Genomic DNA, 23852 nt, shown 5'->3' with positions numbered 1-23852 from the left:
TATGAAAATTTTAAAAATATTAAGCCTACTTGCGATGCCACTTGTAATGGCACAACAAAGCACGCGTTTCGTCTATCAAGCCACATTGACGCCCGATTCTACCAATGTTGAGAAGAAAACCGAATTGGCCTACCTGGATACAGACGGCAAGAGATCTATTTTCTACGCCGAGAATTCGATGAAAAGAGATTCTGTAATGGAAAGAATGCGGGCAACGAAGAATTTTGACCGCAGCCAAATGGAAAACTTGAGAAGCAATCTGCAATTCACAATCGAGAAAGACCTTGCGAATCAAAGTTTGGTCTACAAATCAAGAATCGGAAGAGATAATTATTCTTATCCAGAAACGCCGGTCTTTCAATGGAATATCTTACCAGAAACTGTAAAAATCGGTGATTACCAAACACAGAAGGCAGAAACCAAATTTGGTGGAAGAACTTGGTATGCGTGGTTCACACAGGAAATTCCTTTGCAAGACGGGCCGTATAAATTTTCTGGATTGCCTGGTTTGATCGTGAAAGTTCAAGACGATAAAGGCGATTATTCTTTCGATCTGATGCAAACAAAAAAAATATCAGAGTTACATCAACCTTTGAATCGAGGACAGTTTATTACACTTTCCAAATCGAAATATACAGAGATGGAAAAGAAGATGCAAAAGGACCCAGTCAGCTTTTTCACAGCTCAGAGAAGTGGCGGTGGTGGAAGAGGGCCAGCTGGCGGTGGCGGCAATAGACCGGGAATTGACCCGAAACAAATGCAGGAATTCCAAAAAAGAATGGAAGCCGAGGCAAAAAGTAAGAACAATCCCATTGAATTGAAATAAAAAAAAATCAGGAACTTAATTTCCTGATTTTTTGTTTTATGATTTTCTGATCTCTTTGACTTCCTCGATTTTTTCTTTGAAGTAATCCTCTTTTTGTGGATGCTTCTCAATCAAGGTTTCGTAGGCTTTGATGGCCTTTGAATAGAGTTTCTGTTCCACATACAGCTTTGCCAAAGTCTCTGTCATCAAGTGCGAAATGTCGTCTTTTTTCTCTTTCACCACGAAGTTGACTTCGTCCTTCAGTTGAGAGATCTTAGGGTTTTTCTCTATGAATTGGTCGATGATCTTTTCTTTTACGACCATCGTTTTCTCGGGTGATTCCTCAGATTTTTGTCGGTCGATCTTCAGCCAGCTTTGCCAGGTATTGATGAAGGTTCCTACGTTGCTGTCGGGAATCTCTTCAGCTTTTGGTTTGTCGAGAATTGAAGGGATTTCCTTTTCCTTTATGATTTTAGGAGCTTCATTACCGAAAAACGAGACATTCATCACAGGTCTTTCGATTTCCTTGGTTTGGATTTTTTCAACTTCGGTCGGCTTTTCTTCGATGACAATTTCCTCGGTTAGTTCAGGCTTTTCAATTTTTTCTTCAATTTTGATCTCTTGCTTTGGCTTTTCAACTTCCGGCAATCTACCAATCAAAGCGTCTGGCGTGTTTGCAGAGAATGACATTGGTTTCCAGGTAGAGATTGGTTGTTCTACAATTGCTTCTTTTTCAATGGCAATATTTTCAATTTCTTGATTTGAAGTCTCAATCACATTTTTCTCTGGTTTTGAAACTTCAAAAGTTTGAGTATTTTCAAAACTGATCTGGTCTTTTGTATTTGCCTCAGCAATTTGATTCACTGCTTGAATTTTGGTTTCCTCGATTTTTTCAGGTTCCGAAACTTCGAAAGATTGGGTATTCTCAAAATTGATTTGATCTTCAACAACTTTCTCTTCGTTTTGATTTTCAATTACTGTTTCAGTTTTTTCACTTTCAACAGGTTTTGAAACTTCGAAAGATTGTGTTTCCCCAAAACTGATCTGGCTGTTGTCAATCTCTTCTTCACGGATTTCCGCAGCAATTGGCTCTTTAAATTCAGTTTTTGAAACAGGTTTTTCTTGTACTGGACTTTCTTCTTTCCTGATTTCTTTTTTTGGTGGATTCAGATAATCCAAATGATTTTTAGGAACAGAGAATTTGACTTGAGGCAAAAACTCTTCGATCCCGTTGAAGCTTACGTTTCCAGAAGGATCTTCATCCTGCGCTTGGCTTTCGACAATAGTTTCAGAAACTTTTTCAATAGGCGTTTCTATCACTTCTTCTACATTCTTATGCTCGGAGATCGTTTCTTCAGATCTGTTATCATCATGAGCAATCATGCTTTCGTTGCTTTCCAGATCATCTTTTACGGTGATAATTCCAGATTCTTTAGTTGCTTCGATATCGATCTCCTGAGATTTTTCTTCGAGGAAATTCTCTTCGCCTTCATACAGTAAACGGTTCTTTTCGCCTTCTACAACTATGAATTCTGAGTTGTCTTGATTTTCGGATTTGATAATTCTGTCAATATCAAATTTGTTCAGAACAACAGAAACATCTTCCACTTCTTGCGGGCTAACATCGGTTTTTTCAATGATGTCTTCTGCAGTAGTTTTTTCGTTAGGAACTTGATTTTCAATAATTTGTCCCTGTGCTTGGTGAGTTGGCGTTTCTTCTTTTTGAACAGTTTTCTGAGAATTAATAAACTGAAAAAGGATTTTTTTATCAGTTGTATAAGCGGCAGTTTTAGAAAGATTTTCCTTGTAATTTTTGGATTGATAAAGGTTGATCCCGTAAAGATAAAGTGCCCGAATACTTTGTGCGTAAGGCATTTTTTCTGACTCCGATTCCAAGATACTCAAATCGGATTCAGTTATTATTTTTGGATTCTTTATTAGTTCTAAAACTCTAGTATTCATATGTTTACCAGTTGGCGACAATGTCATTGTAAATTTTGTTGATGATCCTCTCGTTCACGATCTTCACTTGTGCGGTTTCTATCGTGTTGAGGTCCAGGTCACTGTTGAAAACGGCTTCGTCACTGTAAGTTCTATCAAAGCTCAGCGTAGGATCTTTGCTGTTTTCGTAATGGACCTTAATCGTAATGGTCAATTTATTTTGTAAAGCCTGTATCGTATTTCCCGTTGTGGTCGTGGTAGCTGCACCAACACTGGTTGGTGTGATGTTATAATCACTGATCTCACCTTCTATCAATAGGTCCGGATTTTCAACCGCGCCCTTCAACGTTGTTCTTTGGAGAAATCGGTTTTGTAAAGCTACTGTAAAATCCTGGCTCAGACTTGGTAGATTGTTAGCGGCATTGTTTGGGAAAGTGTTGATCTTTACGGTTTTCATATCCTCACGAAGAGAGGATCCAGTGAAGCTGTAACACGAAGTCAAGAAACAAGAAACCAGTAAAAATATACAAGTTTTGAAAGTGTTAAATGAAAGATGATCTTTAAAGTTCGAAATCATTTTTTGATTCTTTTTTGCCTTTTTCTGAGTTTTTATTCCTCGAGATTATATTGTTTTATTTTTCTGTAAAGCGTTCTCTGAGAAATTCCCAATTCGTCTGCTGCCTTATTTCGTCTGCCTTTGTGTTTTTCCAACGCTTTGATGATCAGGTCTTTTTCGTTGTTTTGAAGCGATAGAGATTCCGGTCTGCTTTCCTCCAATTCGATATCCTCCACATCGTTATAGTGGTTGTCCTCATCCTCAGAAATAATGGTCGGATGATGGATCTGATTCTGATTGTTTTGATTATTCTCAAAATAAAGCAAAGAATTTGGGCTGGCAGATTGTTGTGTTTCAGGCGTGTAGATCCTATTAATAAGATTTTTTTCCTGAAGACTTAAGTCCGAGTTTCCTTTGTTTTTTATGAGTTCCGAAGTTAAGGATTTTAAATCATTAATGTCGTTCCTCATATCGAAGAGGATCTTGTACATGATATCTCGCTCCGATCCAAAATCTGCGGAAGTTGCGCTTCCAGTGGTTTTAGAGATCACGACAGGCAGATTCGCATTCATCGGAATATACTCTGCCAATTTTGTGGAATTCACTTCGCGGTTTTGCTCTACGACGGTCATCTGCTCCACCAAATTTCTAAGCTGACGGACGTTTCCTGGGAACGCATAATTTTCAAGGTAAGAAACCGCATCGTCCGTCAATTTCAATTCAGGCATTCTGTATTTCTCAGCAAAATCGATGGCGAACTTTCTGAATAACAAATGGATATCACCTTTTCTCTCACGAAGCGCCGGCATATCGATTTGAACAGTGTTCAAACGATAATAGAGATCTTCGCGGAAACGATTGTCTGTGATTGCTTTCATCATATTGACGTTGGTCGCAGCCACGATTCTTACATTCGTTTTTTGAACTTGAGACGAACCGACCTTCATAAATTCGCCACTTTCAAGTACTCTTAGCAAACGAACCTGTGTCTGAAGTGGCAATTCTCCAACTTCATCAAGGAAAATCGTTCCACCATCAGCCACTTCGAAGTAGCCTTTTCTTGTAGAAGTTGCGCCTGTAAATGCGCCTTTTTCGTGACCAAAAAGTTCTGAATCAATAGTTCCTTCTGGGATTGCGCCACAGTTGACAACAATGTAGGGTTGGTGTTTTCTTCTGGATTCGCCGTGGATGATCTTTGGGATAAACTCTTTCCCAACGCCACTTTCTCCCATTACTAAAACCGAAATATCTGTAGGTGCCACCTGGATTGCCTTTTCCAAAGCGCGGTTAAGCGCCGGGAAGTTTCCGATAATTCCGAAGCGTGCTTTTATGGATTGTAATTCTGCCATAATTTTTAATTTTTTGTCCGATGTCCGATGATGGAAGTCGGAAGATTTTTTGAATTTAATTTTTAATTAAAATTTACAGTTCTATAATTTGTTTTCTGTAAACTTTGTTGAAATGATGCGTGTAAGCATCTTTCATTGTTTTACCTTCGTCGTAGGACTTCAAGGCTAGACTTTTCAAATTCAAATAATCTTTATTTCTAATTTTAGAAACTTTACTTCTAAAATAAATATTTTCTGCAAAATCGTAAACTTTGCTTTGCTTTTCAAAATTTTCTAAGGCTTTGTCATATTTTCCACTTTCGAAATACGTAACGCCTAATTGATAATAATCGTAAAGTCCAAAATGGTAATCTTTAGTTTTAAAAAGATCTTCTAAAATCTGAATCGCTTTTTCTTTTTGATCTAAAGCGCTGTAACAAATCGCTTTTGCGACATATAAATTATAATCGCCATTTACTGAATAGCCGATATTTCCAGGTCTATATTTTTCAAGCAGATCAAAATCCTGAATTGCGCCCTCGTAATCTCTTAAAAATTGAAATTTGCACCAGCCTCTGTAATCCAAATGATTATTAGGGCTAAGCTCTACAGCCTTATCAATTAGTTTTTTCCAGGTTATAAAATCTCCTCTTTTCAAGTAAGGAACTGCTTTTTCCATATAAGCATGGGAGAAATTCGGACACAAGTCTATAGCTTTATCAAAACTTTCCTGAGATTCACGAGATCCTTGAGAACCGGAATTGCTATTGTAGATTTCGCATGCTTTTTTGCACCTTTCGCCCTCGATTGCATTACAGTTTACCTGCGCTTGCACATTAGCATAAATAACCAGTATAAGAAAGCTAAGGAAGTATTTCGGAAACTTTTCCATCTTTTATTTTAAAGGTTAAATATTGATAGTAATTTATTTTTATTCCTAAATATTCTTGCGGAATCCATCCATTTAAACTTTTCGTAAAGTCTAAAAGCTGATTAATGAATTTCTTGTCAAACACTTTTTCTTTGTAGTTCTCATCCATTTGTTGAACTCTGAACATTCCAGTTTTTCCTTCACAATTCACTACAAAACGAATTGTAATGTACCCAGTTGAATTTTTGTCACTTATTAGATTTGATCTTTCTAATTTTTTTTCTATTTCTAATTTTTCGCCTTTATATTGAAATCCATCAAAATTATAATATTGGAAGGAAAAAGGATCAACAAAACATTTTTTAAAATTGGAATCATCTAACTTTTCATCAAGTTCGATATCCCCAACTTGGTTTGGATAGACATTAACTGCTTTCTCAGACTGGCAGCTAAAAAGAATTGGCAGTAGAAATAATATGTAAAAAATATGCTTCAATCTTAATTCAAATAAGAATTCAATTAGTATGAACTATCAAACCGTTTCCCCCAAAAGTGTTCCCTGTGTATTGCCATGAACAAAAACAGACACAATGTCGCCCAGTTTCTGTCCTTCCAACTTATCAAAAACGCAAACTGCATTTTGAGAATTTCTGCCTTTCCATTGGTTTTGATTCTTTTTGGAAGTGCCTTCGATAAGAATTTCATGAACTCTGCCAACGTAACCTTGCATTCTTTTTCGTGAAAGTTCGCCTTGTAGGGCAATCACTTCAGCCAGACGTCTTTGCTTCACATCTGCCGGAATATCGTCTTCCAGTTTCTTGTGAGCAGGCGTTCCTGGTCTTGTGGAGTAGGAGAACATATAACCGTAATCGTACTCAACTTCACGCATCAAACTCATAGTTAATTGGTGATCTTCCTCGGTTTCCGTACAGAATCCAATGATCATATCTTGTGAGAATGAAATGTCGGGAACAATTTCTTTTCCTTTTTTAATTAAATCCAAGTATTCCTGACGCGTATGCTGACGGTTCATCAATTGTAGAATCCTGTCGCTTCCACTTTGAACGGGAAGGTGAACATAATTACAGATATTGTCGTGCTTGGCAATCATTCGGAAAACCTGTTCTGTCATCTCATGTGGATTGGAAGTCGAGAATCTGATTCTCATATTTGGAACTGCAACTGCAACCATATCAAGCAACTGCGCAAAATTAATTGCGGTTAGTTTCTGCATTTCAGAAGCTTTTGCAAAATCTTTTTTAGGACCGCCACCATACCAAAGGTAAGAATCAACGTTTTGCCCAAGAAGTGTGATTTCTTTGTATCCATTGTTCCAAAGACTTTGACATTCCTCGATGATTGAGTGCGGGTCGCGACTTCTCTCACGTCCTCGCGTAAATGGGACCACGCAGAAAGTACACATATTATCACAACCTCTTGTAATTGTTACAAAAGCAGTGACGCCATTTCCACCCAAACGAACAGGGTTGATATCGGCGTAAGTTTCTTCTTTTGAAAGGATTACGTTGATGGCATCTCTACCATCATCTGTTTCTTTTAATAAGTTTGGAAGATCTCTGTAAGCATCGGGGCCAACTACCAGGTCCACCAGTTGTTCCTCGTCTAAGAATTTGGTTTTCAATCGCTCCGCCATACAACCAAGAACGCCAACGGTCATATTTGGCTTTTCCTTTTTGAGGTGTTTGAACTGAGCGAGACGCATTCTCACGGTCTGCTCTGCTTTTTCACGGATGGAACAAGTATTCAATAAGATCAGATCGGCTTCTTCCACTTTCAAGGTCGTGTTGTAGCCTTGTTCATTGAGGATGGATGCAACAATCTCAGAATCAGAGAAGTTCATCTGACAGCCGTAGCTTTCCAAGAACAGTTTTTTGCCGTTTCCTGGTTTTTCCGCAATCGCAAATGCTTCGCCTTGTTTGGTTTCGTCTATATATTTTTCCTGCACTTTTGTAAGAAATTAGATTTTAGAGTAATTCTAAAAGTTTAAATTAATTTGCAAAGATACAAAATATTGTGACAGAATGGCAGGGATTTATTTTATAGAAAAACTTGATGAAAACTACATTTGGTGTTGAATCGACTTAAAATGAATATTTTTAAATACTATTTTTCAAAATTTAGAACAATATCCCTTCAAAAAGCAAGCTACTATCTTTCATTGAATTTTACAGAGAATATGATAGGAAACGCAATTCTTTGTTTTATAGGGATTCCGGAATATAAGGCAGGCTTCCATTTTTTCTTCATTCTTTTTAAAGTCCGAAAAAAATCTTTGTTGAAGTCTTTGTTGTCTATCGCAGGATAAATTCTGGCATTGATCATCTCCCCTGACTCATTGACGTAGAATTCTATATTGATATTTCCATTAATGTGATAATCAAAAAACAGAGACATAAAATGATCGTGAAATGCTTCATGAAATTTTTCCATTCCGTCAGAATATTCAGCTTTTGTGACAGAGCTATAAGCATTGTAATTTTCTTTATAATCGCTCATCAGATCTTTTGGATAAAAAACAAAATCTGTAATCGCTCCCAACTTTCCACCTTTTACTTCTGCTGGATTCCAATTTTTGAGACCTTTCAAAACCGCCATAGAAAGATTATAAGCACATTTGTTTTTGGAAATATTAAGGGTATCACTATCTTTTACAGTTTTCACTTGACCTTGGGAAGTTACTAGTATTCTTGGAACGTAGATCTCTGCGGCATCGCATTCTTTCGCATTCTCTTTGATCAAAAAATCGTGCGCTTCTTTGTAAAAATTGGAGATGCCATCTTTGTAGAAAGCTTGTCCTTTGGGATATTCATCTAAAATCTGGGAAAAGGCAAAGACTGGAAAAAGCAATAGAAGACAAAGGTTTTTTTTCATTTTAAATTAAGATAGGTTCATTAGTTATTAATTCTGTCAAATATATAAATTGTAATTATGTAAAAAGAAATTTTGATTATTAATATTTAAAGTCATTTATGTTATGATGAATATAAAATTCCATAATAACTTTATTATTCAAAATCCACAAAATGTGAATGCAAAATGTGAATACAAAATTATTGTTTGTGATACCATTAGTTATGCATTGGAAAAAAAATACAGAATGGCTTATCCTCTAATACCTAAGACATTTTTATAATATTGACAGATAAGATCTATTTCTATCCTATTTTGATTTTGTAAATTTGAATTTAATTTAATTTTAAGATGAAAATTACACTCAATAGAATCAACGACGATTTCCTTTTCGAATGTTCCAATGAACAGGGAAATTCTATTTTATTAGACAATACGACTTTACCAGGCGCAAAAGGTGTTTCACCAATGCAATCATTATTAATGGCAGTTGCAGGATGTAGCGGAATAGATGTCGTTTCAATCCTAAAAAAACAACGCCAGACGATTACCGATTTCAAAGCAGAAGTGGAAGGCGAAAGAGTCCAAGTGGATGAAGCAAAACCTTTCAAATCCATCAAAGTAAAATTCTTCCTCGAAGGCGAAATCGACCCGAAGAAAGCGAAGAAAGCCGGAGAATTATCGTTTGAAAAATATTGTTCGGTTTCCAAAACATTGGAACCAAATGTGGAAATCACTTACGAAGTCCATGTCAATGGAAATATTGTAGATTAATAAAACAAAACCTTCTCAAAATCGAGAAGGTTTCTTTTTATAATTTTATCTGTTCGTCAACCTTGGCTGAATCAATTTCGCTACCGTAGAAGTCCATCCGGTTTGATGGGAAGCACCAACGCCTCGGCCATTGTCACCGTGGAAATATTCGAAGAACATAATGTAATCCTTGAAATGCGGGTCATTGTTGAATTTGTCAACGCCACCGTTGAACGCTCTGTTTCCGTTTTCGTCTTTTAGGAAAATGCCACAAAGTCTGTCGCTGATGTCTTTGGAAACTTCCTCAAGATTTTTTTGAACGCCACTTCCTTTCGGATATTCAATCGTCAATGCATCACCGAAAAAGAAATGGAAACGCTGTAAACTCTCGACAATCAGGAAGTTAATCGGAAACCAAATTGGTCCGCGCCAGTTGCTGTTTCCACCGAACATTCGGCTGTCACTTTCTGCAGGCGTGTAATAAACCACGTGTTCCTGGTCGTGAACGGTAAATCGGAACGGATTTTCTTCATAAACTTTGGACATCGCACGGATTCCGTAATCGCTTAGAAATTCGGATTCGTCTACCAATCTTGTCAAAACTTTGGTCAATCTTGTTTTTCTGAGGATACTCAAAAGGTGTTTGTTTCCTTCGCCTTCCACATACCATTGGGAAACGAGTTTTGTGAGGTCTTGTTTGTTTTTGAGAATCCATTCCATTCGTTTTTTGAACTGTGGCAATTTTTCCAACATACTGTGTTCCACAACTTCTACCGCAAACATCGGAATCAATCCAACGATGCTTCGAAGTTTCAAATTCACACTGTCTCCGTTGGATAACTGTAGCAAATCGTAGAAAAATCCGTCTTCCTCATTCCAAAGTCCTTGTTTTCCGTCCCCGATATTTTCCATCGCTTCTGCAATGTAAAGATAATGTTCAAAAAACTTAATCGCCATATCTTCATAAACTGGATTGTGAATCGCTAATTCCATCGAAATACGCATCATATTCAGTGCGTACATCGCCATCCAGCTGGTTCCATCGGCTTGTTCAAGATGTTCCCCTTCATTGAATTCCATATTTCTGTCAAAGGCTCCAATATTATCCAAACCAAGGAATCCGCCTCCAAAAATATTATTTCCGTTGTAATCTTTTCGGTTTACCCACCAAGTGAAATTCAACAATAATTTTTGGAAAACCCTTTCTAGGAAAGCCAAATCCGGCTTCCCATTATTTTTTTCGTCAATTTTAAAAACTCGGAAAGTTGCCCAGGCGTGAACAGGTGGATTAACATCATCAAAATTCCATTCATAAGCCGGAAGCTGACCGTTTGGATGCATATACCATTCTTTTGTCAATGTAATCAATTGATTTTTAGCAAATTCCGAATCAATTACAGAAAAACTCACGCAATGGAACGCCAAATCCCAAGTCGCATACCAAGGATATTCCCACTTGTCTGGCATCGATATAATATCTTTGTTATGAAGATGTTCCCAATTGCTGTTTCTTACAAAGCCTTTTCTTTGGATGGGGAAATTCGGGTCGCCTTTCAGCCATTTTCCAACGTTGTAATGATAAAATTGTTTGTTCCAAAGCAATCCAGCAAAAGCCTGTCTTTGAACATTTTTTTCATCCTCATTATCAATGTCTTGCTGGATGTTTCCGTAGAAATCATCAGCTTCTTGTTTCCTTCTTGCAACAATTTCATCAAAATCCCAAAACGCATCCTCCATAATATGTGGCGATAATCGGAACTCAAAAACTTTATTGCTATTCGCTTCTATAATCTCTTCACAATGAAGAGATGCTTTTGTCCCAGTCTTAGAAGGATTAATAGTATCAAGACCTTTCGTAATGTATTGATTGATTCCGTCTTTGAAAAAACCTTCAGTCTTCGGAAGATTAAATAACCTCGAACGGTTGGTTTCATTCTCACAAAACAACGCATCCACATTTCTGTTTCGGGAATAAAGTTTTTTTATACTAAGGCTATTATGGTGAATATCAATTTCGCCCCGCTTAGAAAATCCTAGTTTTCCTTTGTAATCATTGTAACCCCACATCCAGTTATTTCTGTACCAAACTGTTGGCAAAACCACGATTGGCGCTGGTCTATCACTTCGGTTATGAACATCAATCCTGATTAAAAAATCATCCTCGCCGGCTTTTGCATATTCAATGAAAATATCAAAATATTCGTCGTTATCGAAAATCCCCGTGTCAATCAGCTCATATTCCATCTCATTTTTGGAACGTTGACCATTCACGTTGATGAGTTCCTCGTAAGGAAATTCATTGATTGGATATTTGTAAACCATCTTCATATAGCTGTGAGACGGTGTATTGTCCAAATAATAAAAAATTTCCTTTATATCTTCCCCGTGATTCCCCTGATGATTGCTCAGCCCGAAAAAACGTTCTTTAATTCTAATATCTTTTTTGTTCCAAAATGAGAATGCAAAACACATCTGTTGCTTCTCATCCGAGATTCCTGCGATGCCTTCCTCGGCCCATCTGTAGGTCCAGGCTTCTGCCGTGTCGTGGCCTGTAAATCCCCACGCATCGCCGTTTGTACTGTAATCTTCCCGCACATTTCCCCATTGGCGATGGCTCACATAAGGTCCCCATTTCTTCCAACGCGGATTCCTCAATTTTTCTTCCTCGTTCATATGTTTCTAATTATTTTAAAGAATAATTATTCGTTTTAATTTAGGAGCATCACGTTTCGATTTCTGTTCCACGTTTCCAACCCGCTGTCCACTATATCTTTTTTTGCTACGACGGTTTGTCATCCAAAGTAGATTTTCCCAAAAGCAAAAAAAGGATGCCGTTCCCATCGGGGCTATGTTGAGGTTTTTCCCTTCTTTCAAGTTTTTAAAATTCCAAAAACTAAAAACCATCAACCAAAAACCAAACTATCCGTTGTCCGCAAAACTCTCCAGCGTCGTCATTCCACCATCCACATAAATACTCGCTCCCGTAATGTAATCCGAATAATCACTCGCCAAAAATACGGCTAAATTTCCAATGTCTTCCGGTTGCCCGATTCTATCATACGGAATCAGCGTCATCAGCGCATCCAGAGACTCCTTATTGTCCCAAGCGGATTTGTTGATTGGCGTTTGAATTGCGCCCGGACAGATATTATTCACCCGGATTTTTTGCTTTCCATATTCCTGAGCCAAAGTCTGCATCAGCATTCTCAAAGCGCCTTTGCTGGAAGCATAATTCGCGTGTCCCGCCCACGGAATCGTCTCGTGAACACTGCTGATATTGATTATTTTCCCCAAAGCTTTAGATTTGTCATTCATTCCACGTTTCAAAAATTCTCTGATAGCCTCTCTTGAGCAAAGAAATTGTCCCGTCAAATTCACATCAATCACTTTTTGCCATTGCGCCAAAGTCATATCAATGAACGATGCATCTTGTTGCAAACCAGCATTATTAATAAGAATATCAACTGTTCCAAATTTCTCAATTGTCGTCTGAAACATTGCCTGAACTTGGTCTTCTTTACTCACATCACATTGAATGATAAAACCTTCACCTCCACTTTCCTGAATAGTTTTTAGAGTATCCTCGGCTTCTGGTCTTGAATGGTCAGATGAATGATTTATGATTGTGATTGCGCCTGATTTTGCCAAACTAATAGCAATTCCTTTCCCAATTCCACTGCTGGAACCCGTCACGATGGCGACTTGTTTATTTAGATTGATTTCCATAATTTATTTGTAAAAAGAAATTTTAACTACAAATATTATACGCAAGTTCAGAGTAAATAGAATATTAACAAATAATTATTTTAGAAATTTCAAGCGAAATTTGGAAAAAGCGAACTTTGTGAAGTATATTTGCAGTCAGAATTGTTCATTTACATATTGAAAATGTTATCGAGAAAGGTGGAGAGATTAGACTCTGTGAAACCTTGGCAACCCTTCGGAAACGAAGAAGGTGCTAAATTCTATCCGCATAGACGGAAAAGATAACCAAACATTTATTCTACATTTCCCCGTAGCATTTTCAATTTTTTTATCAGATAAAATTGGAAAATAAGTTACAACATCTTCAGACATTACATTTCACGACACAAGCCGGAAAGGTTTATGATATTCCATTAAGCTATCAGCTTTTTGGAAAAGAACTGTATTCTGCTCCCATCATTCTGATAAACCATGCTCTCACAGGGAACTCCGATGTCGCAGGCGAAGACGGTTGGTGGAAAACCTTGGTCGGAAACGGAAAAGTGATTGACACCAACCGATTTACAATAATCTGTTTCAACATTCCAGGAAATGGTTTTGACGGCTATTTCATTGATGATTACGAAAACTTTATAGTTCAGGACATCGCCAAAATTTTCATCGAAGGTATAAAGCTTCTGAAAATTCAAAAACTTTTCGCTTTGGTTGGCGGTTCTGTTGGCGGTTCTATCGGTTGGGAAATGTTGGCTTTGGAAAATAATTTAGCAGAAAGATTTATTCCAATCGCGACAGATTTTAAAACGTCGGATTGGCTTCATTCGCAATGTCTGGTTCAGAAATATCTTTTAGAATCTGAAGATAAACCGCTTGAGAAAGCAAGAGTTCACGCAATGTTGTGCTACAGAACACCTGAATCTCTCAACTCCAGATTCAAAAGAGAAACTGATTCTAAAAAGCAGATTTTAAAGTCCCACGACTGGCTCAACTTCCACGGAAACCGATTGAATGAAAGATTTAGTTTAAAAGCTTACAAGCTGGTAAATCATCTTCTAATGAACATCAACGGAAAGGAAAACGAACTGGAAAATATCAATGCAGAAATCCATTTGATTTCGGTTGATTCAGACCTTTTTTATCCGGCTTTTGAGATTAAAAACACTTACGATTTTTTAAAACATAAAAACAAAAATGTTCACTACCACGAAATCAAATCCATCCACGGACACGATGCTTTCCTGATGGAATACGAACAACTGAACACCATTTTAACACCTTTATTTTTGAACTGATGACAGACAAGAACGCAATTAATATTTATAGAAACAAAGCTTTGGTCAACTTCGAAGGAAAAAATTTCCTCGGACAAATCGGCGTGGATTCACGCATTTTTCAAGCTTTAAATGGAGGCGGAATCAGCGTTGGCGTTATTTCCCAGCAAGCCATAGAAAACGGAATTTCTGTCCTTGTAGATGAAGTTGATGCAGAAGATGCGGTTAAGTTTCTGAAAAAAGAGTTCGAGAAAGAAACAAAAGAAGGTTACGTTAATAATATCTATAGTATTGATAGTCTTAGCGTTATTGGTTTTGTTTCAGATAATTATAATAAAATTTTGTCTGAACTTCAGCGCAATAAGATTTTCCCTTTATTATTAAGTCAAATCGCGTCTGCTGGAAGAGTAAACATCGTTGTGACCGAAAACCAAACCGAAATCACAAAAAACATCATCGAAACAGAAATCTACGGAAAACCAAAAACCGTTCATCTCGCTTTGATTGGTCACGGAAATGTCGGTGGAACTTTAGTTGAGCAAATCCTCGATTCAGCTTATGATATTCTAAAAAGAAAAAGAGTTGATTTGAAAATCGTTGCAATTGCGAATTCTAAAAAAATAGCTTTCAACCAAGCCGGCTTCGGAAGCGATTGGAGACAGAAAATCAAATTTTCCCAAACAGAATCCAGTGTAGAAAAATTAGTTGAGTTTGCAAAAGAACATCATTTGGAAAACCTTGTGATGGTCGATAACACAGCAAGCAAAGATTTTGTAAAACATTATCCAACCTTTGTTGAGAATGGTTTTGATGTCGTCGGTTCTAACAAAATTTATAACACGTTACCAATTTCAGAATACCGTGATTTCAGAAAATTATTAGAAAAAAACAAAAAGAAATACCTCTATGAAACCAATGTTGGTGCAGGTTTACCTTTGATTGACACCATTAAGCTTCTCCATCTTTCAGGCGAAAATATCACCAGAATCAAAGGTGTTTTTTCCGGAACTTTGAGTTATGTTTTCAATAATTTTTCCCTTCGAAACGACAAATATTCCGTCATTATCCGAGAAGCGATGGACAAAGGTTTTACAGAACCAGACCCACGCGAAGATTTATCCGGAAATGATGTTGCGAGAAAATTGTTGATTCTAGCAAGAGAATTAGATTTGATCAATGAATTTCAAGACATTAATATTCAAAATCTCGTTCCAGAAAATCTTTTGGACATTGATAAAAATGAATTCATTTCAAGATTGGAAGAATTAGATTCAGAATATAAAAACATCAAAGAAAATCAGAAACCAGACCACGTTTTACGTTACGTCGGCGATTTGCACGGAAATCTTCAGGAAGAAAAAGGAGAATTGGATGTGAAATTAATCTCAGTTCCAGCAAATTCCGCACTCGGACAACTAAAAGGTTCAGATTCCATCTTCGAAATCTACACAGAAAGTTATGGCGAAAATCCAATCGTCATAATGGGCGCCGGAGCCGGAGCAAAAGTGACTGCCCGAGGTGTTTTCGGAGATATTTTAAGACTGAGCGAAACAAAATAAATTCTAATGTACCAATCTACCAATGTAAAGAATGTAACAATGACATTGGTAAATTGCTAAACTGATACATTGTTACATTAAATTATGGAAAATTTCGAAACATTAGCCATCAGAACCCAAACCGAAAGAACTCAGTTTGACGAGCATTCCACGCCTTTGTACCTCACTTCGAGCTTCGTTTTCGAAGATGCGGAAGATATGCGTGCGAGTTTTGCGGAAGAAAAAGACAAAAATCTTTATAGCCGTTTCAGCAACCCAAACGTTACAGAATTCGTAGACAAAATCACGAAAATGGAAGGCGCAGAATCTGGTTATGCTTTTGCTACAGGAATGGCAGCAATTTATTCCACATTTGCGACGTTGCTCAACGCTGGTGACCACATTGTTAGCTGTCAGTCGGTTTTCGGTTCTACGCACACATTATTTACGAAATATTTCCCAAAATGGAATATCGAAACCACTTACTTCAAAGCAGAAGACGCCGAGAATATTGAAAAATATATCAAGCCAAATACAAAAATCCTGTATTTGGAAACGCCGACAAATCCGGCAATCGAAATTTTAGATTTAGAATTCTTCGGACAAATTGCAAAAAAGCACAACTTAATTTTCGTAGTAGATAACTGTTTTGCAACACCTTATCTCCAACAGCCAATCAAGTATGGTGCAGATATTGTCGTTCATTCCGCAACGAAACTCATTGACGGTCAAGGTCGTGTGCTCGGTGGCGTTGCTGTGGGGAAGGCAGATTTGATTCGCGAGATTTACCTTTTCGCAAGAAACACAGGTCCCGCGATGTCGCCGTTCAACGCGTGGGTTTTGAGCAAGAGTCTGGAAACTTTGGCGATTCGTGTCGAGAAACATTGCGAAAATGCGCTCAAAGTGGCCGAGTTTCTGGAAAATCATCCGAACGTGGAATTGGTTAAATATCCATTCCTGAAGTCCCATCCAAGCTATGAAATCGCCAAAAAACAAATGAAATTAGGCGGAAACATCGTCGCTTTCGAAGTCAAAAATGGCATCGAGGGCGGTCGCAATTTCCTCAACCGAATCAAGATGTGTTCACTGTCTGCAAACCTTGGAGACACCAGAACGATTGTTACGCATCCCGCTTCCACAACACATTCCAAGCTTTCGGATGACGAGCGAAACGAGGTCGGAATCACCGCCGGATTGGTGCGTTGCTCCGTTGGATTGGAAAATATAGACGATATTATCAATGATTTGGAACAAGCTTTAGATTAAAGGAGTCGAAGGAATTAGGAGCAACAAGTTTTCGTCTTCGAATCACGATTCCAACCCGCTGTCCACTATATCTTTTTTTGCTACGACGATCGGTCATCAAAAAGAAAGTTCAGTCAAAGCAAAAAAAGGATGCCATTCCCATCGGGGCTATGTTGAGGTTTCCTCTTTCAATCGACGATTAAAAAATAAGTTCCATAGGAACGACCAATATTTTAACGTTAGAATTCATTCTAACGACTAACGAAAAATAGATAACAAGCGTTGGAATTCATTCTGACACGTTAACGAAAAATGAAATAATGAAAAATTTAGAACAATTATATAAAGCCATTTCCGAAAGAATTTTAATCTTAGATGGCGCAATGGGAACAATGATTCAGCGCTACAATTTCTCGGAAGAAGATTATCGAGGTGAGCGCTTCAAAGACTGGGAATCTTCACTCAAAGGAAACAATGATCTGCTGTCTCTGACACAGCCAGAAGCAATAGAAGAGATTCACAAAAAATACCTGGAAGCCGGCGCAGACATTCTGGAAACCAATACATTTTCTGGAACCACGATTGCGATGGCCGATTACCATATGGAAGATTTGGTGTACGAACTCAATTATGAGTCGGCCAAAATCGCCCGCAAAGTCTGCGACGAATTCACAGTTCAAAATCCCAACAAACCAAGATTTGTTGCCGGCTCAATCGGACCAACCAACAGAACGGCGAGTCTTAGCCCAGACGTGAATGACCCAGGTTATCGCGCAATCACTTTCGACGAACTGAGAATTGCGTATAAACAGCAGGCAGAAGCTCTGCTGGACGGCGGTTCCGACATTCTCTTAGTAGAAACCATCTTCGATACACTGAATGCAAAAGCAGCACTTTTCGCCATCGACCAGATTCAGGAAGAAAGAAATATCAAAATCCCGATTATGGTTTCCGGAACCATTACCGATGCTTCCGGAAGAACTTTGAGCGGACAGACTGCGGAAGCTTTTCTGATTTCTGTTTCCCATCTTAACTTGTTGAGTGTCGGATTCAATTGTGCTTTGGGCGCAAAACAACTGACGCCTTATTTGGAAGCGATTTCTTCCCAATCCGAATTCGGGATTTCGGCTTATCCAAATGCCGGCTTACCGAACGCTTTTGGACAGTATGATGAAACTGCAAGTCAAATGGCCGAGCAAGTTCAGGAATATCTGGAAAAAGGACTTATTAATATCATCGGTGGTTGTTGTGGAACAACGCCTGAACATATCAAAGCGATTGCTGATTTGGCAAACAACTACGAACCGAGAAGAATCAATGTAACAATATAACAATGTATCGATTTACCAATAAGTGACGAGCTCAGGATTGTTACATTGGTAGATTATTACATTGGTAAATTAACTTATGAAATACTTAAAATTATCAGGTCTAGAACCTCTAATTATAACACCGGAATCTAACTTCATCAATGTTGGGGAAAGAACCAATGTTGCCGGTTCCAAAAAATTCCTCCGATTAATTAAGGAAGAAAAATTCTCCGAAGCTTTGGATATTGCCCGTCATCAGGTAGATGGAGGCGCACAAATCCTGGATGTCAATTTTGATGACGGATTGATTGACGGTAAAGCATCGATGATAAAATTCCTGAACTTAATTGCTTCAGAACCCGACATTTCCAGAATTCCAATTATGATTGATTCCTCGAAATGGGAAATATTGGAAGCTGGATTACAAGTTGTTCAAGGAAAAGCTGTGGTTAATTCCATCAGTTTAAAAGAAGGCGAAGAAGAATTCATTCATCACGCAAAAGCAATAAAACGTTATGGTGCTGCGGTAATTGTAATGGCTTTTGATGAGGTTGGACAAGCTGATAATTTTGAGAGAAGACTTGAAATCACCAAACGTTCTTATGATATTTTGGTCAGTCAACTGGATTTTCCTGCAGAGGATATTATCTTCGATTTAAATATTTTCCCGGTCGCAACGGGAATGGAAGAGCACCGCAGAAATGCCATTGATTTTATCGAAGCGACGCGTTGGGTTCGTACCAATCTTCCTTATGCGTCTGTGAGTGGTGGCGTTTCCAACGTTTCATTTTCTTTCCGAGGGAACGATTCTGTGCGTGAGGCAATGCATTCCGTTTTCCTTTACCACGCGATAAAAGCGGGGATGAATATGGGAATCGTAAACCCGACAATGCTTGAAGTTTACGACGAAATCCCAAAAGAACTTTTGGAATTAGTTGAGGACGTGATGCTCGACAGAAAAGACGACGCAACTGAAAGATTATTAGATTATTCCGAACGAGTAAAATCTACCAAAAAAGAAAAAGCCGAAGATTTGGCTTGGCGCGAAATGCCCTTGCAGGAAAGAATCACGCATTCTTTGGTGAAAGGACTTGACCGTTTTATTGAAGAAGATACAGAAGAAGCAAGATTGCAATCGGAAAAACCACTTCACGTCATCGAAGTTAATTTGATGACCGGAATGGGCGTTGTTGGCGACCTTTTCGGAAGTGGAAAAATGTTTTTGCCTCAGGTGGTGAAATCAGCGAGAGTAATGAAAAAAGCAGTGGCTTATCTTCAGCCTTTCATAGAAGCAGAAAAAGACGGAACGAGACCTGCGAACGGAAAAATATTGATGGCAACCGTGAAAGGCGACGTTCACGACATTGGAAAAAATATTGTGAGTGTCGTTTTAGGTTGTAATAATTACGAGATCGTTGACCTCGGTGTGATGGTTCCGGCAGATAAAATTATTCAGACTGCGATTGACGAAAAAGTAGACATCATCGGTCTTAGCGGCTTGATTACACCAAGTTTGGACGAAATGGTCCACCTCGCTTCAGAATTGGAAAGACGAAATCTTAGTTTCCCTTTATTAATTGGTGGTGCAACAACTTCCAAAGCACACACAGCTGTGAAAATCGCTCCGAAATATGCGAATACAGTTGTTCACGTGAATGATGCTTCCAGAGCTGTTGGCGTTGTAAGTTCGCTTTTAAATAAGGATAAATCCAGCGTTTATTCTTTGGAATTGAAAAAAGATTACGACGATTTCCGTGAGAAATTCCTGAACAGACAAGTTGATAAAGAATACGTTACGATTGATGAAGCCAGAAAACAGAAATTCAAAATCGATTGGGAAAATGAAGAGATTCATAAGCCAAATAAACTTGGATTTACTGTAATTGAAGACCAAGATTTGGATGAATTAGTTGAATTTATTGACTGGTCGCCGTTTTTCAGAAGCTGGCAATTGTTTGGGAAATTCCCTGATATTTTGACTGATAATGTTGTTGGAGAACAAGCGACAATTTTATTTAACGAAGCCAAAGCAATGCTTAAGAAAATCCTTCAAGAAAAAAGCTTTAAAGCCAAAGGAATTTTCGGAATTTTCCCTGCAAATGCGACGGAGCGAGATGATATTTTGGTTTATGATGACAATCAAAATGTGATTTCCACTTTCAGGACTTTACGTCAGCAGCATAAAAAATCGGAAGGAAAAGAATATTTCGCTTTGTCAGATTTTATTGCGCCTGAAAATTCAGCAAAGCAAGATTATATCGGTGTTTTCTGTGTTTGTACAGGTTTTGGCGCAGATGAATTGGCGAAGGAATACGAAGATAAAATGGACGATTACAATGCGATCATGGTAAAAGCTTTGGCAGACCGTTTTGCAGAAGCGTTCGCAGAATATCTTCACAAAAAAGTCAGAACCGAATATTGGGGTTATTCAGAAAATGAAACTTTGACGAATGATGATTTGATTAAAGAAAAATATCTGGGAATTCGTCCCGCTCCAGGTTATCCGGCTTGTCCCGACCATTTGGATAAATTGACGATTTGGGATTTGCTGAAAGTGGATGAGAAAATCGGTGTGACTTTAACTGAAAGTTTGGCGATGTGGCCAACAGCAGCAGTTTCAGGTTATTATTTTGGTAATGAAAAATCAAAATATTTCGGCGTTGGGAAAATTGATGAAGACCAATTGAAAGATTATGCGGAAAGAAAAGATGTCGATTTGGAATATGCTAGAAAATGGCTGAGCCCGAATTTGGCTGATTAATTCTATAAATTATTTTAAAACTATTAAATGAAAATTACTGACCATATAAAAAACGCCAACGGAAAAACGCTTTTCTCTTTCGAAATTGTTCCGCCACAAAAAGGCGTCGGAATCGCTGATTTGTATAAAAATATTGACCCTTTGATGGAGTTCAATCCGCCTTTTATTGATGTGACCACTTCCCGCGAAGAATATATTTTCTTAGAAAGAGGAAACGGTTTGATGGAACGAAAAATCACGAGGATGCGTCCCGGAACTTTGGGAATTTGTTCTGCGATTCAGAATAAATACAACGTAGATACAGTTCCACACGTCCTTTGCGGAGGCTTTACAAAAGAAGAAACCGAATATCTTTTGGTAGATTGTATGTATTTGGGAATCAATAACATTGTTGCTTTAAGAGGCGACGCTATGAAAGGTGAGAAATATTTTGAGCAGTCAAAAGGTGGTCACAAATATGCTTCGGATTTGGTGAAACAAATTCACGATTTGGGAACCGGAAAATACCTTCACGAGGAAATTGTATCAGATGATAATAGCAGTTTCTGCATTGGTGTGGCTGGTTATCCTGAAAAACATATCGAGGCACCTTCTATGAATTATGACCTTCAAATGTTGAAGAAAAAAGTGGAAGCAGGCGCAGATTATATCGTCACTCAAATGTTTTTCGATAATCAAAAATTCTTTGATTTTGTGAAACAAGCCAGAGAAATCGGGATTGATGTTCCAATCATTCCAGGCATCAAACCAATTGCCACCAAAGGGCATTTGCAAATGTTACCACAGGTTTTTAAAATTGATTTACCAGAAAATCTTATTTCGGAAGTTTTAAAGTGTAAAACTAATAGCGATGTTCGTGAAGTTGGGATAGAGTGGGCCATCAATCAATGTAAAGAATTGTTAGATTTTGGAATTCCGGTTCTGCATTTTTACTCGATGGGGAAAAGTGATAATATTTTGAAAATCGGGAGAGAGGTTTTTTAAGACAAAAAGAGATGTAGTTTGCATCTCTTTTTTTTAATTTTACGATTCAAGATTACATATGAAATTATCAGGTCCTTTTAAACAAATAGTTACGCTCAGCAATCTTCCATTAAAAGGAAAATTAAATGACGAACAATTGGAAATCATTAATGATGGCGGAATATTAACCGAGAACGGAATTATTCTCGAGGTTGAAAAGTTTGAAGTTTTAAAACAAAAATTTGCAGATTCTGAAATTGATTTGATCGAAAATGAACAAATTGCAATTCCCGCTTTTATAGATGCACACACGCATATCTGTTTCGGAGGAAATCGCGCCAATGATTTTGCGATGAGAAATGCCGGGAAAACTTATCTCGAAATTGCAGAATCTGGCGGCGGAATCTGGAGTTCTGTACAGCATACACGAAAAGCTTCGGAAGATGATTTGATTGATGGAATTCTGAAGCGCATCAATATTTTATTAAATCAAGGCATCACAACCATCGAAATAAAAAGTGGCTACGGATTAAACGTTGACGAGGAACTCAAAATGCTCCGAGCCATCAAAAAAGCTCAGACAAAAACCGAAGTCAACTTGATTCCGACTTGTCTTTCAGCACACTTGAAACCAAGAGATTTTGAAGGTTCATCTGAGGATTATCTCAATTACATCATTGATGAGATCTTACCAAAAGTAAAAGAAGAAAACCTTTCCAATCGGGTTGATATTTTTATTGAGAAATCAGCTTTTCAGCCGGAAGAAAGCAAGGCATTTTTACTGAAAGCCAAAGCACTAGGTTTCCAAATCACCGTTCACGCAGACCAATTTACAGCTGGAAGTTCAAGAATTGCGGTGGAAGTAGGAGCAAAATCTGCCGACCATTTGGAAGCTACAATTGATGAAGACATTGAGTTTCTTGCAAATTCTAATACCGTCGCCATTGCACTTCCAGGTGCAAGCTTAGGATTAGGCGAACCATTTTCTCCAGCCAGAAAAATCCTCGATAGAGGTGGAATTCTAGCCATCGCAACAGACTGGAATCCAGGTTCTGCGCCGATGGGAAATCTCATAACTCAAGCGTCGATCCTCGCAACTTACCAAAAATTAACAACAGCCGAGGTTTTGTCAGCAATCACTTTCCGCGCCGCTTACGCATTGGATTTAGAAGACAGAGGAATTTTAGCGAAAGGTAAAAAAGCAGATTTCATCACTTACGAAACAGATAATTTTCAAAATATTCTTTACAATCAAGGGAGTTTAAAACCTTCAAAAGTTTACATCAACGGAAAATCGATTTTATGATAAAAGAAAGAGACAGTCTAATTTTTGACCTGGACGGAACGCTTTGGGATGCGTCGGAGACCGTTGTCAGAGCTTTTAATGATAGTATCAAAGAAATTGGTTTTGAAATCAATCTAAGTTCTTTGGAAATCAGAAATTTTTCTGGAATGAAGATGGACGATATTTTTGCTCAGCATTTCAATTTTATTCCAAAAGAAAAACTTCAGGATTTTGAAGATATTTATAGTACGAGAGAAAAAAAATATCTCAACGAATCTGGTGGAAGATTATTCCCAAACGTTCGGGAAACATTAGAAAAACTCAGCAAAACGCATCGTCTTTTCATTGTCAGCAATTGTCTTTCCGGCTACATAGAGAGTTTTCTGGATTATTACGACCTCAATCCCTATTTCGAGGATTTCGAATGTTTTGGGAATGGTGGTTTGCCAAAAGATGAAAACATACGATTGATTGTCGAACGAAATAACCTTCAAAATCCAGTCTATCTCGGTGATACGATTTGGGACAAAGATTCTTCTGAGAAAGCTGGTGTCGATTTTATTTACGCTGCTTACGGTTTTGGGAAAATAGAAAACGCTGAAAATCAAATAGAAAACTTTGACGATTTATTAAAATAACCTGAGTTCGGTTT

19 protein-coding genes and 1 riboswitch are annotated in these 23852 nt (G+C 37.9%); of the genes, 10 read left to right on the top strand and 9 right to left on the bottom strand.

The window, feature by feature from the left end; translation table 11 throughout:
* Position 1 precedes the first annotated feature (1 nt).
* Positions 2 to 826, top strand: coding sequence for a GLPGLI family protein (locus AXA65_RS17525; protein ID WP_063971351.1), 825 nt, complete (start codon positions 2 to 4; stop codon positions 824 to 826).
* Positions 827 to 862: 36 nt separating this feature from the next.
* On the opposite strand, the gene AXA65_RS17520 is transcribed toward AXA65_RS17525, so the two are convergent.
* From AXA65_RS17520 to AXA65_RS17490, 7 genes are all read right to left on the bottom strand, one after another.
* Complete coding sequence (locus AXA65_RS17520; protein WP_063971350.1) at positions 863 to 2767, bottom strand: tetratricopeptide repeat protein; 1905 nt, start codon at positions 2765 to 2767, stop codon at positions 863 to 865.
* Positions 2768 to 2771: 4 nt separating this feature from the next.
* Positions 2772 to 3323, bottom strand: a complete 552-nt coding sequence (gene lptE, locus AXA65_RS17515) for an LPS assembly lipoprotein LptE (protein ID WP_117590510.1) — start codon at positions 3321 to 3323, stop codon at positions 2772 to 2774.
* Positions 3324 to 3355: 32 nt separating this feature from the next.
* On the bottom strand, positions 3356 to 4651 hold the full coding sequence (locus AXA65_RS17510; protein ID WP_063971348.1) for a sigma-54 interaction domain-containing protein: 1296 nt from the start codon (positions 4649 to 4651) through the stop codon (positions 3356 to 3358).
* A gap of 73 nt (positions 4652 to 4724) precedes the next feature.
* Complete coding sequence (locus AXA65_RS17505) at positions 4725 to 5522, bottom strand: tetratricopeptide repeat protein (protein WP_063971347.1); 798 nt, start codon at positions 5520 to 5522, stop codon at positions 4725 to 4727.
* Positions 5494 to 5997 carry a hypothetical protein gene (locus tag AXA65_RS17500; protein ID WP_051879815.1) on the bottom strand — a complete coding sequence of 168 codons (504 nt, stop codon included), beginning with the start codon at positions 5995 to 5997 and terminating at the stop codon, positions 5494 to 5496. Before AXA65_RS17500 ends, AXA65_RS17505 begins: the two co-directional genes overlap by 29 nt.
* Positions 5998 to 6033: 36 nt before the next feature.
* Positions 6034 to 7467, bottom strand: coding sequence for a tRNA (N6-isopentenyl adenosine(37)-C2)-methylthiotransferase MiaB (gene miaB, locus AXA65_RS17495; protein ID WP_063971346.1), 1434 nt, complete (start codon positions 7465 to 7467; stop codon positions 6034 to 6036).
* 203 nt (positions 7468 to 7670) lie between these two features.
* Positions 7671 to 8393 (bottom strand): energy transducer TonB, encoded by a 723-nt coding sequence (locus tag AXA65_RS17490; protein WP_063971345.1) that lies wholly within the window; start codon positions 8391 to 8393, stop codon positions 7671 to 7673.
* Between the two features lie 330 nt (positions 8394 to 8723).
* Here AXA65_RS17490 and AXA65_RS17485 point away from each other — a divergent pair, with 330 nt between their 5' ends.
* A complete protein-coding gene (locus tag AXA65_RS17485) occupies positions 8724 to 9146 on the top strand; it encodes an OsmC family protein (protein ID WP_034973331.1) in 423 nt (140 codons plus the stop codon).
* Positions 9147 to 9191: 45 nt separating this feature from the next.
* Here the strand turns inward: AXA65_RS17485 and AXA65_RS17480 are convergent, their stop codons facing one another.
* Positions 9192 to 11798 carry an MGH1-like glycoside hydrolase domain-containing protein gene (locus AXA65_RS17480; RefSeq protein WP_063971344.1) on the bottom strand — a complete coding sequence of 869 codons (2607 nt, stop codon included), beginning with the start codon at positions 11796 to 11798 and terminating at the stop codon, positions 9192 to 9194.
* 246 nt (positions 11799 to 12044) lie between these two features.
* Positions 12045 to 12851, bottom strand: a complete 807-nt coding sequence (locus AXA65_RS17470; protein WP_063971342.1) for a glucose 1-dehydrogenase — start codon at positions 12849 to 12851, stop codon at positions 12045 to 12047.
* A gap of 162 nt (positions 12852 to 13013) precedes the next feature.
* A riboswitch (SAM riboswitch) is annotated at positions 13014 to 13118 on the top strand.
* Between the two features lie 53 nt (positions 13119 to 13171).
* Between AXA65_RS17470 and AXA65_RS17465 the strand changes: the two genes are divergently transcribed.
* From AXA65_RS17465 to AXA65_RS17430, 8 genes are all read left to right on the top strand, one after another.
* Positions 13172 to 14119, top strand: a complete 948-nt coding sequence (locus AXA65_RS17465; protein ID WP_063971341.1) for an alpha/beta fold hydrolase — start codon at positions 13172 to 13174, stop codon at positions 14117 to 14119.
* Positions 14119 to 15657 (top strand): ACT domain-containing protein, encoded by a 1539-nt coding sequence (locus tag AXA65_RS17460; RefSeq protein WP_063971340.1) that lies wholly within the window; start codon positions 14119 to 14121, stop codon positions 15655 to 15657. The genes AXA65_RS17465 and AXA65_RS17460 overlap by 1 nt, the downstream gene beginning before the upstream one ends.
* 84 nt (positions 15658 to 15741) lie before the next feature.
* Positions 15742 to 16902 carry an O-succinylhomoserine sulfhydrylase gene (locus AXA65_RS17455; protein WP_063971339.1) on the top strand — a complete coding sequence of 387 codons (1161 nt, stop codon included), beginning with the start codon at positions 15742 to 15744 and terminating at the stop codon, positions 16900 to 16902.
* Positions 16903 to 17201: 299 nt separating this feature from the next.
* Positions 17202 to 18212, top strand: coding sequence for a homocysteine S-methyltransferase family protein (locus AXA65_RS17450; protein ID WP_063971338.1), 1011 nt, complete (start codon positions 17202 to 17204; stop codon positions 18210 to 18212).
* Positions 18213 to 18288: 76 nt separating this feature from the next.
* Entirely contained in the window at positions 18289 to 20952 is a 2664-nt protein-coding gene (metH, locus tag AXA65_RS17445) for a methionine synthase (RefSeq protein ID WP_063971337.1), read from the top strand.
* A 27-nt stretch (positions 20953 to 20979) separates the two neighbouring features.
* Entirely contained in the window at positions 20980 to 21936 is a 957-nt protein-coding gene (gene metF / locus AXA65_RS17440; RefSeq protein WP_034973317.1) for a methylenetetrahydrofolate reductase [NAD(P)H], read from the top strand.
* A 58-nt stretch (positions 21937 to 21994) separates the two neighbouring features.
* Positions 21995 to 23221 carry an imidazolonepropionase gene (gene hutI / locus AXA65_RS17435; protein ID WP_063971336.1) on the top strand — a complete coding sequence of 409 codons (1227 nt, stop codon included), beginning with the start codon at positions 21995 to 21997 and terminating at the stop codon, positions 23219 to 23221.
* Positions 23218 to 23838 (top strand): HAD family hydrolase, encoded by a 621-nt coding sequence (locus tag AXA65_RS17430; RefSeq protein WP_063971335.1) that lies wholly within the window; start codon positions 23218 to 23220, stop codon positions 23836 to 23838. The genes hutI and AXA65_RS17430 overlap by 4 nt, the downstream gene beginning before the upstream one ends.
* The last annotated feature ends 14 nt before the right edge of the window (positions 23839 to 23852 follow it).

Origin of the sequence: Chryseobacterium sp. FP211-J200 (assembly GCF_001643375.1) — a bacterium.
GTDB lineage: Bacteria > Bacteroidota > Bacteroidia > Flavobacteriales > Weeksellaceae > Epilithonimonas > Epilithonimonas ginsengisoli.
Note: the sequence above shows the minus strand (reverse complement) of the source record. Positions and strands in the feature narration are given on the sequence as shown.

What these genes read in the sequence shown, in the direction of transcription:
- AXA65_RS17525 (WP_063971351.1), top strand. Translation starts at nt 2, where the DNA reads ATGAAAATTTTAAAAATATTAAGCCTACTTGCGATGCCACTTGTAATG.
- AXA65_RS17520 (WP_063971350.1), bottom strand. Translation starts at nt 2,767, where the DNA reads ATGAATACTAGAGTTTTAGAACTAATAAAGAATCCAAAAATAATAACT.
- lptE (WP_117590510.1), bottom strand. Translation starts at nt 3,323, where the DNA reads ATGATTTCGAACTTTAAAGATCATCTTTCATTTAACACTTTCAAAACT.
- AXA65_RS17510 (WP_063971348.1), bottom strand. Translation starts at nt 4,651, where the DNA reads ATGGCAGAATTACAATCCATAAAAGCACGCTTCGGAATTATCGGAAAC.
- AXA65_RS17505 (WP_063971347.1), bottom strand. Translation starts at nt 5,522, where the DNA reads ATGGAAAAGTTTCCGAAATACTTCCTTAGCTTTCTTATACTGGTTATT.
- AXA65_RS17490 (WP_063971345.1), bottom strand. Translation starts at nt 8,393, where the DNA reads ATGAAAAAAAACCTTTGTCTTCTATTGCTTTTTCCAGTCTTTGCCTTT.
- AXA65_RS17485 (WP_034973331.1), top strand. Translation starts at nt 8,724, where the DNA reads ATGAAAATTACACTCAATAGAATCAACGACGATTTCCTTTTCGAATGT.
- AXA65_RS17480 (WP_063971344.1), bottom strand. Translation starts at nt 11,798, where the DNA reads ATGAACGAGGAAGAAAAATTGAGGAATCCGCGTTGGAAGAAATGGGGA.
- AXA65_RS17470 (WP_063971342.1), bottom strand. Translation starts at nt 12,851, where the DNA reads ATGGAAATCAATCTAAATAAACAAGTCGCCATCGTGACGGGTTCCAGC.
- AXA65_RS17460 (WP_063971340.1), top strand. Translation starts at nt 14,119, where the DNA reads ATGACAGACAAGAACGCAATTAATATTTATAGAAACAAAGCTTTGGTC.
- AXA65_RS17455 (WP_063971339.1), top strand. Translation starts at nt 15,742, where the DNA reads ATGGAAAATTTCGAAACATTAGCCATCAGAACCCAAACCGAAAGAACT.
- AXA65_RS17450 (WP_063971338.1), top strand. Translation starts at nt 17,202, where the DNA reads ATGAAAAATTTAGAACAATTATATAAAGCCATTTCCGAAAGAATTTTA.
- metH (WP_063971337.1), top strand. Translation starts at nt 18,289, where the DNA reads ATGAAATACTTAAAATTATCAGGTCTAGAACCTCTAATTATAACACCG.
- metF (WP_034973317.1), top strand. Translation starts at nt 20,980, where the DNA reads ATGAAAATTACTGACCATATAAAAAACGCCAACGGAAAAACGCTTTTC.
- hutI (WP_063971336.1), top strand. Translation starts at nt 21,995, where the DNA reads ATGAAATTATCAGGTCCTTTTAAACAAATAGTTACGCTCAGCAATCTT.
- AXA65_RS17430 (WP_063971335.1), top strand. Translation starts at nt 23,218, where the DNA reads ATGATAAAAGAAAGAGACAGTCTAATTTTTGACCTGGACGGAACGCTT.